Origin of the sequence: Paenibacillus sp. FJAT-27812, assembly GCF_001273905.1 — a bacterium.
Classification (GTDB): domain Bacteria; phylum Bacillota; class Bacilli; order Paenibacillales; family Paenibacillaceae; genus Pristimantibacillus.
Genome location: NZ_LIGH01000001.1, coordinates 7,070,509 through 7,086,299, shown reverse-complemented (window position 1 = coordinate 7,086,299; position 15,791 = coordinate 7,070,509). Strand labels below are relative to the sequence as shown.

Sequence of the window (15,791 nt, the reverse complement as noted above, 5' to 3'; positions counted from 1 at the left end):
TTGTAGGTGCGAGCTCGTTGTTGACCGCTTGCGATGTCGAGTATGTGCAGATTAACCAGCTCATGCAAGATGCGCCTCGTCTGCCGATCGCTCACCCTAAGATGGCTAGCGAGTTCCAACGGCGTTATTGGACGCAAAAGCCGGCGTGCAAACCGTACCGTTTCGGCTTCTAGCCAGGATAAGCTGGACGGGACGTCGGTTGCAATGAACTTTCCTATAAAAGAGAGGACCAACTGTTGGCACTGTTTTGGCTCGTCTACAATTGATGGGTAGGCAATCGGAAGGAAAGTCCATCCATCGAGTGATAATAAGCAATGGCGACGACATAAATCTTTAAATCGTCTTACATCAAGATCTCTGGCATGGGGACCGTACCCTTGAATCTCAATTCCGCCCTTTGCACCGGCAGGCATATAAGCGAGGTCAAGATAACGATAACCATTACTGAAGTCACGAACCTCCCACTCGGGAAACAAATGCTTCAAATTACCGACTGCGGGAAACCATATGGATCGAAGGAACTCGGCAGTCCCATGTCCTAGTCCTTTACTTAGCAATTCTCGCCTTCGGGGATTGTTCTCGTTATCAATGTTTTCCCGTAACCACTCCTCATAATGCTGCTCAAATCGTACCACTGTGCTCGTCCTCCCTTTAGTAACTAATATAAGCTTAGTAATTTTTCACGCCAACAAAAAACAAAAGCCGCTCCCATACAACTCACCCCAATTACTCGATCAGGATGTTCATTGTATGGAAGCGGCGTGTTCTTCACGACCTTTACGATGTAATTATATCGTGAGCTTTTTAAATCAACAATAAGTCATCCTAAAACAAATCCGATGAATCGAGATTTTTTTGAACAAATTGTTGCGTTCTCCGAATTTTTTAATAATGAGTAGGGGAGGAACGCTTGGGAGATGGGTCTTTCTTGAAAACCTCTTGCTTTCATTTATAGCGTAATGGGTAAATCATTCTCTTCAGTATGTTTTTCAGCGTATTCTTTTTGTTATGGATTTCAAAGGGTCGCATCATCTCGTGATCTTCATGCTCGAGCATATGACAATGCCATACAAAACGTCCGGTGAGAGGACCGAAAGTTGCGATAAAAGAGGTAACGTAACCGGCGGGAGCTCGAATCGAATCTTTAAATCCCCTTTCGTTAGGCTCAGGAGGAGCCGCGCGCCCTGTAAACTTAAGTTTTCCTGTGGCTTGAAAATGAGCAACATCAAATGGCTGGCGCTCAAGAATTTGCATGTCGACGATATGCAAATGAATGGGGTGATCATCCGTGGATAGATTGATTAACCGCCAAATCTCAACAGTTCCCACCTCAATCTTCTCCGAAATGCGATTAATCCACATTTTACCATCAAGTAAATTCAACGATCTTCCATATTCATCCGCCACTTTGATGAGTGTGAGATCTCTTGTCCTGCTAGCCATTTTTCTTGAAAGAAAATCAATCTTCGCTAAATGATCAGGAATGGAGCTGGTGTCTTTCCCTTTTAAGGGAACCGTAACTTTAAATTGCATCACATTTGTTGTTTCGGGGGAAGCACCCTTGAAGACATTTTTAAGTACAATCGACTGACCGAAAGATCCAGAAAAATCAATGATCACATCCGCACGTTCGGTAGTTAGAAGGAGAATCTCATTCATTACCACTGGCTTCTCCATTAATCCGCGATCGGTTCCAATTTGATAAAATGGCTGTCCGGAGTCCAATTTGAACGTAATGGCTCGACTATTGGAAGCGTTTAAAATGCGAAAACGGTATTTTCTGGGCTCCACTTCGAGATAGGGCCATACTTTTCCGTTTACCAATATCGTGTCTGCGTCAAAAGGTGTCACAATCGAGGGGTATGGGAGACTAGTGTTCTTTTCATCCGGCGAACTAGGGTAATAGAGCGATCCGTCTAAGTTAAACGAGCGATCTTGGACCAATAGAGGGATTTCATATATTCCCATCGGTAGATTCAGGGATTGTTCAAGCTTATCACGGATGATAAAGAATCCTGAAAGTCCCGCATACATATTCAATCTCGTAATTCCCATTGTGTGATCATGATACCATAAAGCAGTGGCTTCAAGGTTTGGGTACTCGTATATTTCTCTTTCAAACAAAGGTCCTGTTTGTTCAAAATTTTTTGTGAACCATGCCTCAGGGTAACCGTCGCTATGTGCTGGCTGTTTACCTCCGTGTAGATGAACGACAGTTCTAACCGCTGGAAGAGTCCCTTCTGCACCATGAATAGTCGTATCAATAGGGAGAAAGTGCTTTGTAGGCAGATCATTCATCCATTTGACAAATGTCGTTTCGCCCTTCATCACATCAAAGGTCGGGCCTGGGTACATGCCATTGTAGCCCCATAAGCGGGTAGGCCCGAGATCACGATGTAGTTTTTGTGTGAATTCCTTCATGGTCACTTCATAATAAGAGCCTTTTTTGTCTCGTTTGACTGGGGAAATGGTTTCAGGAACTGGCAGTTTATCAACAAACTTTTGCAAGTTGACTTTTGGTGGCATATCAATAAAACACCTCCTTTATGTATGACCGCCAGTTAGGCTGATGCTTTGGCATAAGCTTCCGCAATTGTAGAAGTCACATAATGCGCTCTAGACCAAGGAACTCAATCGTGATACTGCGGGTTTGAGTACCTCCTCCAAACATTAACCTTTACTATCATATGTATAAAATACATTTCCATGAGACAATTATAAAAAGCGTACCACCTAGGACGGCACGTATTTTGGGCTGTCAGATTTCTCTCATGATATTTTCGTTTACATAAGGAGAGCGCATCGCTCGCAGCGATAAGGTCAGGCGGTTTCCCCGTAGAAACGACGACTTGGTAAATCCAATTTGTTTACGATGAAAATAATTGTTTTGTAGATATGGGAAATGATAGAGAACTCGTTATAATAAGAATATCGATTACAGAAAGAAGTGAAAATCATCATGAAGGTAATTGTCATTGGAGCGGGAATTGCCGGAGCATCAACCGCATACCAATTGGCTAAGCAGGGAGCAGATGTCATCATCATCGATCGGAAAGATGAAGGACAGGCCACGGATGCAGCTGCCGGCATTATTTGTCCATGGCTGTCGCAGCGGCGCAATAAGGCTTGGTATCGGCTTGCGAAAGCCGGAGCGCGTTATTACCCTGTGCTAATTGAAGAGCTTGAAAGCGAAGGGGAAACCGATACGGGCTATGCCAAGGTCGGGGCACTCAGCATACATACGGATCCGGAGAAAATCGGCAAAATGGAAGAGAGAGCTTACAAGCGTATAGAAGACGCGGCGGAGATCGGTGAGATTACCCGGCTTGATGAACATAGAACCCGTGAGCTCTTCCCGCTGCTCATGGAGGGATATTCGTCCATTCATATTAGCGGTGCCGCCCGTGTCGATGGCCGGGCGCTGCGTGACGCTTTGCTTCGATCTGCACAAAGAAACGGGGCTGAGCTTATATATGGGGATGCTACGCTTGACTATCAATCCAACCGCGTAACGGGCGTTACGGTTGGGGCAAATCGCTACCCGGCTGACATCGTTATCGTTTGTGCAGGAGCTTGGGTGCGACCGCTGCTGCAGCCTTTAGGCATTGATTTTCAGGTCAGTTACCAGAAAGCGCAAATCATGCATTTGCAGGTTCCAGACGCCAATCAAAATACGGGCAGCTGGCCGGTCGTTATGCCGCCTTCCGATCAATATCTGCTCGCCTTTGATCAGCAGAAAATCGTGATAGGGGCGACTCATGAAAATAAAGTTGAAGGCTACGATACGAGGATCACGCCCGGCGGAATGCACGAAATTTTAAGCAAATGTCTTACATTCGCACCTGCGCTGGCAGACAGCACGTTTCAGGAAGTAAGGGTGGGCTTTCGCCCTCATACAGCTGATTTTCTTCCGGTCATAGGCGCCATACCAGATTGGGAAGGGCTTCTTGCGGCAAATGGTCTCGGGGCCTCCGGATTGACGATGGGCCCTTATATCGGAGTCCAGCTGGCTAAGCTAGCGCTAGGAATGGAATTAGATATCGATCTAACCGATTATGACATTCGTAAAGCTATCGGCTGACCTGTTAGTTATTTCGAATAAAGCTGTAGAAGGGCAAAAGCATACGTACATAGAAATCCGCTTTTTTTAAGCGGATTTTTTTTATCGTGTGTTATGAACGAATGAATAATAGCCGTCGTTGCGGTTAGACAAATATCGGAGTCTCTCTTCAGTTCGGGATGGAACAACAGGATAACCCAGCTGACTTGAAAGTTTAGCTAGTACAATTGTCACTCACTATCATTATTATGAACGCGGACATATGTCCTTTTCGGAACCTTCTCGAATTGTTAAATTAGAGTGAGCTTGAAGGCGAGGGGAGGAGAGAAGGATATGAAAGGTGTAATATACGCTTGTTTGGGCGGTGCGTTTCTGACTCTTCAGGGTGCGGCTAATGCGGCCATTGGCGAAAGTATCGGAACATGGCAGGCAGCTGCTCTAACTCAGGGTACTGGATTTATAGCCGCACTAATGCTTGTTTGGTTTCTCGGAGACAAATCATGGAGAAATCTTAAGCATGTGAAGCCTGCTTACCGGCTCGGAGGGGGGCTTGCAGCTTTTATCCTGTTCAGCAATATAACGGCGTATCACCAAAATGGTGCGGCATTGACCGTATCGGCAGTCCTGATTGCTCAAATCACAGCAACCTTAATCATGGAGAAAATCGGCTGGTTCGGCTCTGTCTCACTTTCCTTGAGACCATCGCAATGGGTCGGTGTCGGGTTGATGGTTATTGGCATCCTTTGTTTAACATAATGAAAAATGTAATACCTAGTAAGGGAGAGGGAGCCAGCTATGAAAGAGATCATGGACACGAAGCGGATCAATCAGTATCTAAGCCAATTTGGCTTGGAAAATGTTGTGCCGGAGGCATTACGACAACATCTGGGTTTATACCGTTTTGGATCGGATGAAACACTATGCCAGCAGGGGGAAGAACCTCAATTCATATATTTTATTGTGCAAGGAAAGGTAAAAGTGTTTACCACCTCAACGGAAGGAAAAACATTGCTCATTAATTTTACTACCCCGCTGGGGGTTATTGGGGAAATTGAATGTTTACGGGGGATGGAAAATTTAAATACGGTTACCGCGGTGTCTAGTGTAGAGGCGATCGGCGTTCACAAACGATGGTTAAGGCAATTTGAAGGAGAGGCATCGTTCCTGAAATTGCTGCTTGACGTGGTGACCCATAAGTTTTACCTGAAATCGATATCGCTTAGTTATAACCTGCTGTACCCAGTAGAAATCAGGGTCGCCAGTTATTTACTCTCTGTCTCAACTGAGGACGTGAAGGGGGCATATTCAGGTATAAGCATAGCGAGTTTAAAAGATACAGCGAACCTCATCGGAACGAGTTACCGACATTTGAACCGGGTGCTTCAAGGATTCGGCCAATCAGGGCTGGTTGTGCGGAGCAATGGCACGCTCATTGTGAAGGACCGGAAGGGGCTATACGATATAGCCGGACAAAATATTTACGAGAACGGGGACAGGAAGTCATGATAGGGGGCATCATGATGGCTTTGGCGGCAGGCACCTTAATCAGTGTTCAAACGATGTTCAACAGTAAAGTCAACGAAGCTGCGCGTTCTCATACTACGACGGCTCTAGTGCTTGGCATGGGATTTTTATTCTCGTTCAGTTTAGGGTCAATGTTGGACGGTGCCGATTTTTTCAATTTGAAACCAATGCCATTATGGTTCTGGTTCAGCGGTTTGCTGGGGATTGGCGTTGTAACATGCGTTGTAAGAGGAGTGAAATTGCTGGGACCAAGCCACGCGATCTCGATCGTCATGGCATCTCAGCTAATCTGTGCGTTATGGTGGGATTCCGCAGGCTGGTTTGGACTGGATACGGTTCCTTTTACGAGTCAAAAGGCAATAGGGGTAATTGTATTAATCTGTGGCGTATTGTTATTCAAAGCACAGCCTGGAACATTTACTAAAAATCAGGGGCAAAACAGTTAGAGCCTTCTTCTTAAAAAATAAATGGCCAACCAGATCAACTGGTTGGCCTTCGTTTTTTTCTGAAATCAGTAAGCCTTACGAGGGTTAGCTATGATGTCAACTGTGCTTTCCTTGTCCTTCAGCTCTGCAAGAAGCTTATCGCCTTCGACATCCAGGTTTGGCAGCATGCGGTCTAACCATTTTGGCAGCCACCATGCTTTATCACCGAATACCGCCATGACTGCTGGGACGAGCGCCATGCGGACGATGAAGGCGTCGATAAGGATGCCGATCGCCAGCGCAAAGCCGATCTGTTTGATCATGATATCATGAGCGAAAATAAACCCGGCGAAGACAGATACCATAATTACGGCTGCGGCTACAACAACGCGGCTGGCCTGCGTATATCCGTGAACGACGCTATCCGTTCCGCGATGGCCATGGACGTAAGACTCGCGCATGGAGCTGACGAGGAAGACCTGATAGTCCATCGCCAGCCCGTAAAGAATGCCGGTAACCATAATCGGCATAAAGCTGAGCAGCGGACCGCCGGTATCAAAGCCGAATAGGGAGTGAAGCCATCCCCATTGGTATACGGCCGTGGTGATCCCGAACGTGGCGAGCACACTGAGAAGAAAGCCGACCGTAGCTTTGAGCGGAACGATGATCGAGCGAAATACGAGCAATAGAATAATCAGCGAGAGGATGACGATAATGCCGACGTAGAGAGGGAACACCTCTGCCAGCTTCGAAGACATATCAATATTAATCGCAGTGAATCCGGTAACGCCAACCGTGACATCATGCGTTAGCGCCATGCTCGAATCGGAAGCCCGAATCTCGCGTACCAGGTTTTTGGTTTCCGCATCCGTCGGTCCTGTTTTCGGAATAAGACTAATAATCGCCATATCTCCGGTCTTGTTTACGCCCATTGGCGTCACGAGCGAAACGTTCTCATGCTGCTGCAAATCCTGAACTAGACCCATCAGCGTTTCCGGCGTCATTTTGTCCGAAGCGCCTTTTGGCTTGGCAACCAGGAGCAGCGGGCCATTGAAGCCTTCGCCGAAACCGTTGGAAATGGCGTCGTAGCTCTGTCTGGACGGTGTGTCCAAGTTCGCCGTGGCACCCGAAGGGATACCCATTTCCATTTTTGCTACAGGTAGTGCGGCTGCGCCAAGAATGACAATGACGCCAAAAATAATAAGCCAACGGCCCTTCTTTACGCCCGTAACCCAGCGGTGTGCGAATCCATGAGAAATTTTATTCGCGTGGGTGCTGCTCTTCGAACGCGCTTTTGCCGAACAGATGCGTTCACCCAGCAGACCTAACAGAGCAGGCAGCAACGTTAGGGCAACCAGGACGTTGACGAGGACGGCCAAAGCGGCAACAAGCGCCATCGCGGACAAAAAGCCAATGCCAATTACAAGCATGCCGCACAGCGCAATGATAACGGTCAAGCCAGCGAAAAATACGGCGCTCCCGGCAGTGCCGACTGCTCTGCTAGCAGCTTCCTGCGCGTTCAGCCCTTGATCGAGAATCATGCGTCGCTGACGGTTCACGATGAACAGCGAGTAGTCGATACCGACGGCAAGCCCGACCATAAGCGCCAGAACTGGCGTGAGATCGGTCATATGAATGAATTTCGAGAAGGCATATGCCCCTCCTACGCTTATGCCTACTCCCATTAGAGCGGTCAGAAGCGGCAAGCCCGCAGCAACAACCGAACCGAGCGTCATGAAAAGCACAACGGCGGCGACGGCAATGCCGATGGCTTCAGTCGAGCCAATGGAAGGCTTGGTCGAAAGCGAGTCGCTAGGCAATGCGGCAATGCCAGTCTGCTCTACAGCCATGACAGCATGGATTACGGAATCGGGGACCGATTCGGGAAGCGACATTTGCTGAACGGTGAATTGGAATTGGAACAAAGCGACGCTGCCGTCAGAGGCAAGCATAACGCCGGGTACCGGAACTCCGTTTACCATCAGTGGGCCGTAGGGAGGCATCTCGCCTGCGGCTGCTTGCGCTTTTTCGTTCCCTTTCGCAGTTTCATTGCCTTGCGTATTTCCAGAAGCGGAAGCGCCGGCTTCCGCGGCCAATTTGGCGGGATTAATGACATAGTCAAGGTTGTATACATCATTAACGGCATTGCTAATGGAGCTCAAACGCTCCGGCGTGTCGAGACGTTCGCCCTTTGGTGCCGTAAATACGATGCTGGCTTGTCCGCCAGAAGCTTCCGGCAGCTCTGCCGACAGCTGGTCTAACACCTTTTGCGATTCCGTGCCCTCAATTTTCATATCGGAAGTGACATGTATTCCGTTGACCCCGAGTATGGCAAGCACAATCCCGAGGATCGCGATCCAACTGATAATGAAATACCAGGGTCTGGTATAGGCTGACTTGCCCAATCTGTACAGAAAAGTTGACATACGTTAATGTTTCTCCTTTGCATGTAGAAATAACGTGAGGTAAGGAACTAGAAGCCGTTTCGCAAGAAACTGAACATGGTGTCTAAATAATGATCGAACGTAATGGCTTCAGGGTTTTCGTCGGCCGATTGACCTGGAAGCAGCACGTTCAGGCTGCCGTCCAGTATGGGCAGCACAGCCCCGTAAACAGCGCCGGCGAGAAGGTGGGTGTACCCCTCGGGATAACGTCCATAGGATAACTCGCTCAATGTCTCTTGGGCGGATATTTGCAAACGGTGCAGTCCGCTGAGGATGTACGGCTCAAGAGACGGATACTGCTTCGAAAGCGATACAAGCTGCCGCAGCTTATAAATATGCTCTGCTGTCAGCTGCATTTTCATCAAATGGTAAAGGACGTCGGGCGGGGCAATGTCCTCGTTTAACTTCGTGATCCAATCCTCGACCTCTTCGGCGCCAATAAAAATAACAGCTGCTGCCGCTGCCGCTTCCTCCTTGCAGGAGTAATGGTTCGCGAACGTTCTTCTGGAGTAACCGGCGCGCTGAACGACATCCTCGACGACGAAGCCGTCCATTCCCCTTTCCAGAGCAAGAGCGAACGCTGCATCGGCAAGCGCATTCGCGGTTGCTTCCCTTTTGATATGGCGTAGGCTTTGTTTATTCATCATATAACGCCTAAGCGTTCACCTCTTTTCAGGTAGACTGACAGTATTTTCAAAAATAATTCTATATCTATATTATTGCCCAATGGGCAATGATGCACAATGGGCAAGTTGTTACGGAATTGTGGCGTTGACGCGGCAGCTTATCAATAGCTTGGTGAAGGGAAGCTCCAATACGGGGATTCTAGCGGCGAAAGGAGAGACAACGTCATTCCGGATCAACCCATTGTGATGGACCGTAAGGCCATTACTTCTTTTAACCCGTCAACCGCCTTCGATGTAGCCTTTACCCTTCTTGCATGGCTTACTTCGACAGAAAATGCAAACGACGTAAAAAGGCTTTTGGGGTTTCTCGCATAATTTCTGTACGAACTGCCGCAGCTCCACAGTCTAGTCAACCTCGTCCTCTGGATGTGGTTTTCTGTTTTATTGGGGACAAAATGAAGCTTTTTACCATTGAAAGCCCTTTCCTATATTGTGATATAATGAAATCCGCTTTATAAATCGTTTCTATAGAGGAGATGAAATCATGTTTAATGTTCTCATTGTTGACGATGAACAAATTGAACGGGAAGGCATAAAAAATATAATCGCTCAGTATAAATTTCCTTTCAACGTGCTGGAAGCAGAGAATGGATTAATTGCCGAAGGCATTCTAAATAGGAAATCGATAGATATCCTCATTACGGATGTAAAGATGCCCATGATGAACGGTTTGGAATTAAGCAAGATTGCGAGGAAAACGCAGGAGGACCTGAAAATCGTAATTTGCAGCGGTTATGACGAGTTTGAGTATGCTAAAAGCGCGATCAAATTAGGGGTTGTGAATTACTTATTGAAGCCATTAGCCGTTGATGAGTTTCTGGAGGCGATGGAAGAAATTACGCAATTCAGCCCTATTCGGGACAATCCAGAGCACGAAACGCAGGAATCGAAGGTCATTAAGCAAGTGAAGGAAATCGTGAAGGATAATTTTCAAAGAGATCTCTCGCTATCGGATGTATCTAAGGAAGTTTACCTTTCTCCGGGTTATTTAAGCATATTGTTTAAGAAAGAAACGGGTGTGAATTTCTCCAAGTATTTGACGGATTACCGGCTGCGCAAGGCAAACTATATGTTAATCCATTCCAATATGAAAATAAATGATATCGCGGTTTTTGTAGGCATTGAAAATACCTCTTATTTCTGCAGATTGTTCAAAGCGAAATACAATGTCAGCCCATTACAATATAGAGAGAGCGGTATCCCTTATGATCAATCTGATAAAGAAAAAGTTCAATGATATCAGATTCCGCAACAAGCTATTGCTTTCTCACCTTATTATCGCTTTAATTCCTATTATTCTATTAGGTCTGTTTTCACTTATTCAATCGTATCGAACGCAGGTCAAAGAATTAAAAAGCGAAGCGGCTTCAAGCTTGAACCAGATTTCCAACATCCTTGATTATAAAATTAATAGATATAACACGTTATGCGAGTTTATGGTGCTTAATCGAGAGTTTTCGAACGTATTTATTAACAATTACGAAGAGAACTATTTTGCTATGTACCTCGATTTCAGGGACAAGGTCGACCCGATGATTTCGCATATCAAAATGATGGATGATAATATCGAGGAAATTACCTTTTATACGTCGGGGGATTTGCTAGGCATCCGCGAAAATATTTTGCCGCTAAGCGAGTTGAAAAATAAGCCCTGGTATGACGGGTTTAGGGGAAGACAATGGGTCGTATATGACGAAAATGTATATTTGGTCCAAGAGCTGATCAGCAATTTCAAAGACAGCAATTTTATGGTGATCTCGATTAATTATGATAGTATTTTTTCGGACCTGGACAAGCTGTCGGAATACATTTTTGTAAAGATTGAGAACGAAAAAGAGCAAATTGTTTTTAGCGAAAAAAAACCAGAGGAACGCTCATCCCCGGCCGCTATATCCGATTATCCCTTTAAAATAAGCGGCCATTTGAAAAATATCGAATGGACGATCCATTATTATCTCTCGAACGCCAACGCTTATATTAATGCTTTTGCCATTTTTAAAATTACCGTATTTGTTATTTTGCTCAGTCTAGCAATCACCTTCTTTCTTATATACATATTTTCAAACAATTTCACGAGACGGATTATCCATTTGAAAAATAAAGTCGATAAAGTGGAACAAAACAATCTAGACGTCATTATTCAAAGTACGTCCATGGATGAATTTGGCGGACTCACAAATGGAATCGGGAAAATGCTGGAGCGGATTAACAGTCTTATTTTTCAAGTGTACCAGGCCGAAATCGCCAAAAAGGAAAGTGATTATAACAAGCTCATAAGCCAGATCAATCCTCATTTTTTATACAATACCCTCTCTTTTATCCATTGGCGGGCGTTGAAGAAGAAAGATATCGAAACGAGTTATATGGTCACCACGTTGGCGAAGTTTTATCGATCAACCTTAAATAAAGGGAAAAATATGGTTACGGTTGAAAATGAAATTAAGCATATTCATGCGTATCTCGATTTGCAGTCCATCATGAATGACGGATCATTCGAAGTGGACTACCGAGTAGACGAATCGATTCTAAATCAATCGATTATTCATTTTATCTTACAGCCTATCGTTGAAAATGCCATTATACACGGATTCACCGAACCGAATCCTCAGGGCAATCAGATTATCATTTCGGTGTATCCACAGAATGAGGAAATCAAAATGATTGTAAGCGATAATGGCGTGGGGATGTCCTTGCAGCAGCAAAAGCTGCAATTAGCAGGGGATGGCGGCGGCTGCGGCGTAAGAAACGTAAATGACCGTATCAAGCTGTACTATGGCAACGAATACGGGTTGGAAATTGAAAGTGAGCCTAATAAAGGAACAACAGTTACGTTAACGATTCCGCTTTCTTGATGCAGGATATTGCTCATCTTCGAAAACCGAGGTACTTCGCGTACAGCGGTTTTTTTATTGTCGATAAAGGAAGATAGAACACTAAAAAGTGCTATAGAAAAGAAAAATGTTGCATATACGCTTTTTCTGATAGCGCATACAATTTAAATATAAATAAGCAAAGGAGCTAATAAATAATGGGGAAAAGCAGGAGATTCGCAGTAATCATGGCCGTTTGTATAAGTTTGCTGGTTGCGAGCGGTTGCAGCAGTACTAAGAATGGCGGAAATGAAGCAGCAAGTCCGGTCAACGAAAACGATTATAATCCCTACGGAAAATATGAAACGCCTGTCGAATTTACGATTGGCCGAAATACAAATCATGTAAATAATTTGCCGGAAGGGGATACGATCGAAAATAACCTTGCTACACGATATGTGGAAGACAGGGTAAACGTAAAAGCGAAGGTTGCTTGGGAGACAGATGATATGGCCCAGAAATTATCCCTTTCGATGACCACCGGTGATTTGCCTGATGTTATGCTGGTCAACCGGGAAATTTTCAATCAATTGGTCGATAATGATCTGATTGCCGATATGACGGAGGTTTATGAAAAAACAGCATCCGAGGGAATTAAGAAAATTTACGATTCTTATGGCAATTTATTATTGGATCAAGTGAAGGTAGACGGCAAAATTATGGGACTTCCAATGACGAATATTGGAAATCAGCACCAGCTATTGTGGATAAGAAAAGATTGGATTGATAAAGTTGGAGCTGAAATACCAAAAAGCTTGGATGATGTCTGGAATTTGGCTAAAACCTTTATGGAAAAAGACGCTTCCGGAACGGGGAAAACGGTAGGATTTGTCATGGATCAGAATGCTATGAATTTTTCGCCTGTTTTTGCAGCGCATCAAGCGTTTCCGGCTCAATGGATTACAGGTAAAGATGGACAAGTCGTATACGGGTCCGTTCAGCCTGAAATGAAAGAAGCGTTAGCAGATTTGAGTGAGCGCTACAAAGAGGGACTTATCGATAAGCAATTCGCAGTCAGATCAAACGAAGAAAAAGAAGCTTTGGTAATTAACGGCCAAGTAGGCATGCTATTTAATCCTTGGTGGATCGGATATACGAACTATAAGGATTCCATTAAGAAAAACCCGGAAGCCGAGTGGATAGCGGTATCTGCACCAGTGGATGACAACGGGAAATTTAAGACGATTCGCCAAGATCCAATCGGCGGCGGGATCGTCGTTGTGAAAAAAGGGTTTAAGCATCCAGAAGCGATTATGAAATCTATTAATCTAACAACGGACTTTTTATATTCGATGACCGATGATGCCGTGCAATACAAAAAAGAGCATTCGGATGAATTGTTGACGGACGCAAGCAGATGGAATAATGACCCTACCCAAATTCCGATGCAAGTGGATTATGACGATGTATTAAAGCGTTACTATGAAGACATTATGGCAACAGACAAATCTGGAGACGAGTCCACGATCCAGGAAGATCGGATTGTGTCCTATCGTGCCTATCAGGCGTTTAAAGAAAAGGGAAATGATATTGACGCCAATACCTATGGTGAATATTTATCCCGGATTGAAGGCCAGCGGGAAGCGAACAATGAGAACCTTGAAGTGATTCCTGGCGGTTTTTATGGAACAACCGAAACGATGAAGATGAAATGGGCTAATCTCAAAAAAATGGAAGAAGAAGTGATTTTGAAAATTATTATGGGTGAAGCCAAGATTGACGAGTTTGATAAGTTTGTTGATACGTGGCATCGTACGGGCGGAGATGAAATAGCCAAAGAGATCAATCAATAGGCAGCAGCATCAGGTGGAGGATGACTCCACCTGAACATTTTCGTGTAGCGGATGCGAGCGAGTTCACTAATTTAGATAAAAGGATGTGATGCGAAAATGGCGCAAGTGGATATGCCTGTAACCAGCGGGGGAAAGCCCCTCAATCACATACATAAAAAACGGAACTGGTCAAACGGTATCGTTTATCATTTCATGCTGTTGCCCGGAATGATCATGCTGTTTATTTTCTCGATCATTCCCATGTTTGGAGCCGTGATGGCGTTTCAACGATTTATCCCTGCGAAAGGGATAGGGGGTTCCGACTGGGTGGGCCTCGCCAATTTCACTTATATGTTTCAACTGCCCGACAGCAAGCAAATCTTCATCAATACGATTGTAATCGCGATAGGGAAAATTTTACTCGGCTTACTGGTACCCATTGTTTTTGCCCTGCTATTAAATGAAGTAAGGCTTAAAGTCTTTAAGAGTACGGTTCAAACCATTGTATATTTACCGCATTTTATGTCATGGGTTGTCTTGGGCAGCATGCTTTCCATGATTTTTTCATACGACGGCATGGTAAACGGTTTGTTTGAATTTTTGGGTCTGGAACGAGTTATGTTTTTGGCAAGCAACACCTGGTTTAGACCTCTGCTTATTTTAACGGATACGTGGAAGGAATTTGGTTACGGGACCATTATTTATTTGGCTGCGTTGACAGCAATTAATCCGGCATTATATGAATCGGCTGCGCTTGATGGCGCTAATCGCTGGAGGCAGATCAGAAGCATAACGCTGCCAGGAATCTTTCCAACCATCGTTTTACTAGGCACCTTGAGTCTGGGAAATGTATTGAATGCAGGGTTTGACCAAGTATTCAATCTCTATAATCCGTTGGTATATGAAACAGGCGATATCATCGATACTTTTGTGTACCGCATGGGTCTGATCAATATGCAGTATTCGTTTGCCACAGCCATAGGTTTAATGAAATCTGTCATCAGTTTTGTTTTAATCATTCTCTCCTATAGGTTAGCTGCAAAATACGCCGGGTATAAGATTTTTTAGGAGGTAAACATGGTACAATCCAAAGCCCTGGGGTCCAGGTTTGTAAGCATATTGATCATAACGGCATTGTTAATGATCACTTTTGTATCCATCGTTCCGATGGTTAATACGATCGCCATTTCGATTAGCAGCAGTACGGCTGTAAATGCAGGAGAGGTTTATTTTATCCCCGTAGATATTAATTTCTCCTCCTACGAAAAGATATTAAATGATACGAAATTTTGGAAGGCATTTCTTGTCTCGGTGGAGCGTGTCGTTCTTGGTGTCAGCCTGAATATGATTTTGACCATATTAATGGCTTACCCGCTGTCTAGAAGCATCAAGCAGTTTAAGTCCAGAAACGTTTATATGTGGGTTATCATATTTACGATGTTATTTAGCGGCGGCATTGTCCCTTGGTTTATGGTCATTAGCAATCTGGGGCTGATCAATTCCATCTGGGCTCTCGTATTACCCGGAGCGGTCCCGGTATTTAATGTCATCTTGCTGATGAATTTTTTCAAAGGGATTCCTAAGGAGCTGGAGGAAGCTGCATTTATGGATGGAGCAGGACCACTGAAAATATTGTTTCATATTTTTCTTCCTGTTTCATTGCCAAGCTTGGCTACCATTGCCTTGTTTTCCATCGTAGGCCACTGGAACAATTTTTTTGACGGGATTGTTTTAATCAACGACAGCAACAAAATTCCTTTGCAGACCTATCTTCAGCAGCTTAGCCTGACGCGGGATCAAATCCAGAATCTTACGGTTGAGCAGCTTAAGGAGTTCAACAAGATATCCAATGTCACCTTGAATTCGGCAAAAATCTTAGTATCCATGATTCCTATTTTATTAATCTATCCCTTCCTGCAGCGGTACCTTATTCACGGAATCGTCTTGGGATCGGTAAAGGAATAGGTAAACACGAAGTTCGCTGCGGATAAAATGGATAATTAACAGTAC

General features: G+C 44.9%; 13 protein-coding genes. 9 read left to right on the top strand and 4 right to left on the bottom strand.

Going from position 1 to position 15,791, the window contains the following annotated elements:
* On the bottom strand, positions 1-635 hold a 635-nt coding region (locus ADU23_RS33865), incomplete at its 3' end, for a hypothetical protein (RefSeq protein WP_053377207.1).
* Positions 636-945: 310 nt separating this feature from the next.
* The gene (locus tag ADU23_RS30525) at positions 946-2,526 is read right to left on the bottom strand and encodes a multicopper oxidase family protein (protein ID WP_053377206.1); all 1,581 of its coding nucleotides are present in this window, start codon (positions 2,524-2,526) and stop codon (positions 946-948) included.
* 430 nt (positions 2,527-2,956) lie between these two features.
* Here ADU23_RS30525 and ADU23_RS30520 point away from each other — a divergent pair, with 430 nt between their 5' ends.
* The 4 genes from ADU23_RS30520 to ADU23_RS30505 all read left to right on the top strand — a co-directional run bounded on the left by ADU23_RS30520 (position 2,957) and on the right by ADU23_RS30505 (position 6,030).
* Positions 2,957-4,081, top strand: a complete 1,125-nt coding sequence (locus ADU23_RS30520) for an NAD(P)/FAD-dependent oxidoreductase (protein ID WP_053377920.1) — start codon at positions 2,957-2,959, stop codon at positions 4,079-4,081.
* A gap of 312 nt (positions 4,082-4,393) precedes the next feature.
* Positions 4,394-4,816, top strand: coding sequence for a DMT family transporter (locus tag ADU23_RS30515; RefSeq protein WP_053377205.1), 423 nt, complete (start codon positions 4,394-4,396; stop codon positions 4,814-4,816).
* Positions 4,817-4,855: 39 nt separating this feature from the next.
* Positions 4,856-5,566, top strand: coding sequence for a Crp/Fnr family transcriptional regulator (locus ADU23_RS30510; protein WP_053377204.1), 711 nt, complete (start codon positions 4,856-4,858; stop codon positions 5,564-5,566).
* Complete coding sequence (locus ADU23_RS30505; RefSeq protein ID WP_053377203.1) at positions 5,563-6,030, top strand: DMT family transporter; 468 nt, start codon at positions 5,563-5,565, stop codon at positions 6,028-6,030. The genes ADU23_RS30510 and ADU23_RS30505 overlap by 4 nt, the downstream gene beginning before the upstream one ends.
* A gap of 65 nt (positions 6,031-6,095) precedes the next feature.
* Here the strand turns inward: ADU23_RS30505 and ADU23_RS30500 are convergent, their stop codons facing one another.
* Together ADU23_RS30500 and ADU23_RS30495 are read right to left on the bottom strand one after the other, a co-directional pair.
* Positions 6,096-8,435: an MMPL family transporter gene (locus ADU23_RS30500; protein WP_053377202.1), complete on the bottom strand. Its 2,340-nt coding sequence runs from the start codon at positions 8,433-8,435 to the stop codon at positions 6,096-6,098.
* A gap of 47 nt (positions 8,436-8,482) precedes the next feature.
* Positions 8,483-9,097: a TetR/AcrR family transcriptional regulator gene (locus ADU23_RS30495; protein ID WP_053377919.1), complete on the bottom strand. Its 615-nt coding sequence runs from the start codon at positions 9,095-9,097 to the stop codon at positions 8,483-8,485.
* Positions 9,098-9,623: 526 nt separating this feature from the next.
* Between ADU23_RS30495 and ADU23_RS30490 the strand changes: the two genes are divergently transcribed.
* The 5 genes from ADU23_RS30490 (at position 9,624) to ADU23_RS30470 (ending at position 15,746) form a co-directional block, all read left to right on the top strand.
* Positions 9,624-10,376, top strand: coding sequence for a response regulator transcription factor (locus tag ADU23_RS30490; protein WP_053377201.1), 753 nt, complete (start codon positions 9,624-9,626; stop codon positions 10,374-10,376).
* Positions 10,345-11,991 carry a sensor histidine kinase gene (locus tag ADU23_RS30485; protein ID WP_053377200.1) on the top strand — a complete coding sequence of 549 codons (1,647 nt, stop codon included), beginning with the start codon at positions 10,345-10,347 and terminating at the stop codon, positions 11,989-11,991. Before ADU23_RS30490 ends, ADU23_RS30485 begins: the two co-directional genes overlap by 32 nt.
* 176 nt (positions 11,992-12,167) lie before the next feature.
* A complete protein-coding gene (locus ADU23_RS30480; RefSeq protein WP_053377199.1) occupies positions 12,168-13,802 on the top strand; it encodes an extracellular solute-binding protein in 1,635 nt (544 codons plus the stop codon).
* Between the two features lie 111 nt (positions 13,803-13,913).
* Positions 13,914-14,849, top strand: coding sequence for an ABC transporter permease subunit (locus ADU23_RS30475; RefSeq protein WP_082311342.1), 936 nt, complete (start codon positions 13,914-13,916; stop codon positions 14,847-14,849).
* A gap of 9 nt (positions 14,850-14,858) precedes the next feature.
* Positions 14,859-15,746 (top strand): carbohydrate ABC transporter permease, encoded by an 888-nt coding sequence (locus ADU23_RS30470; RefSeq protein ID WP_053377198.1) that lies wholly within the window; start codon positions 14,859-14,861, stop codon positions 15,744-15,746.
* The last annotated feature ends 45 nt before the right edge of the window (positions 15,747-15,791 follow it).

Bases quoted from the DNA above. Each gene is read 5' to 3' on its own strand.
- ADU23_RS30505 (WP_053377203.1), top strand. From the start codon at position 5,563: ATGATAGGGGGCATCATGATGGCTTTGGCGGCAGGCACCTTAATCAGT.
- ADU23_RS30480 (WP_053377199.1), top strand. From the start codon at position 12,168: ATGGGGAAAAGCAGGAGATTCGCAGTAATCATGGCCGTTTGTATAAGT.
- ADU23_RS30515 (WP_053377205.1), top strand. From the start codon at position 4,394: ATGAAAGGTGTAATATACGCTTGTTTGGGCGGTGCGTTTCTGACTCTT.
- ADU23_RS30500 (WP_053377202.1), bottom strand. From the start codon at position 8,435: ATGTCAACTTTTCTGTACAGATTGGGCAAGTCAGCCTATACCAGACCC.
- ADU23_RS30495 (WP_053377919.1), bottom strand. From the start codon at position 9,097: ATGAATAAACAAAGCCTACGCCATATCAAAAGGGAAGCAACCGCGAAT.
- ADU23_RS30510 (WP_053377204.1), top strand. From the start codon at position 4,856: ATGAAAGAGATCATGGACACGAAGCGGATCAATCAGTATCTAAGCCAA.
- ADU23_RS30490 (WP_053377201.1), top strand. From the start codon at position 9,624: ATGTTTAATGTTCTCATTGTTGACGATGAACAAATTGAACGGGAAGGC.
- ADU23_RS30470 (WP_053377198.1), top strand. From the start codon at position 14,859: ATGGTACAATCCAAAGCCCTGGGGTCCAGGTTTGTAAGCATATTGATC.
- ADU23_RS30475 (WP_082311342.1), top strand. From the start codon at position 13,914: ATGCCTGTAACCAGCGGGGGAAAGCCCCTCAATCACATACATAAAAAA.
- ADU23_RS30485 (WP_053377200.1), top strand. From the start codon at position 10,345: ATGATCAATCTGATAAAGAAAAAGTTCAATGATATCAGATTCCGCAAC.
- ADU23_RS30525 (WP_053377206.1), bottom strand. From the start codon at position 2,526: ATGCCACCAAAAGTCAACTTGCAAAAGTTTGTTGATAAACTGCCAGTT.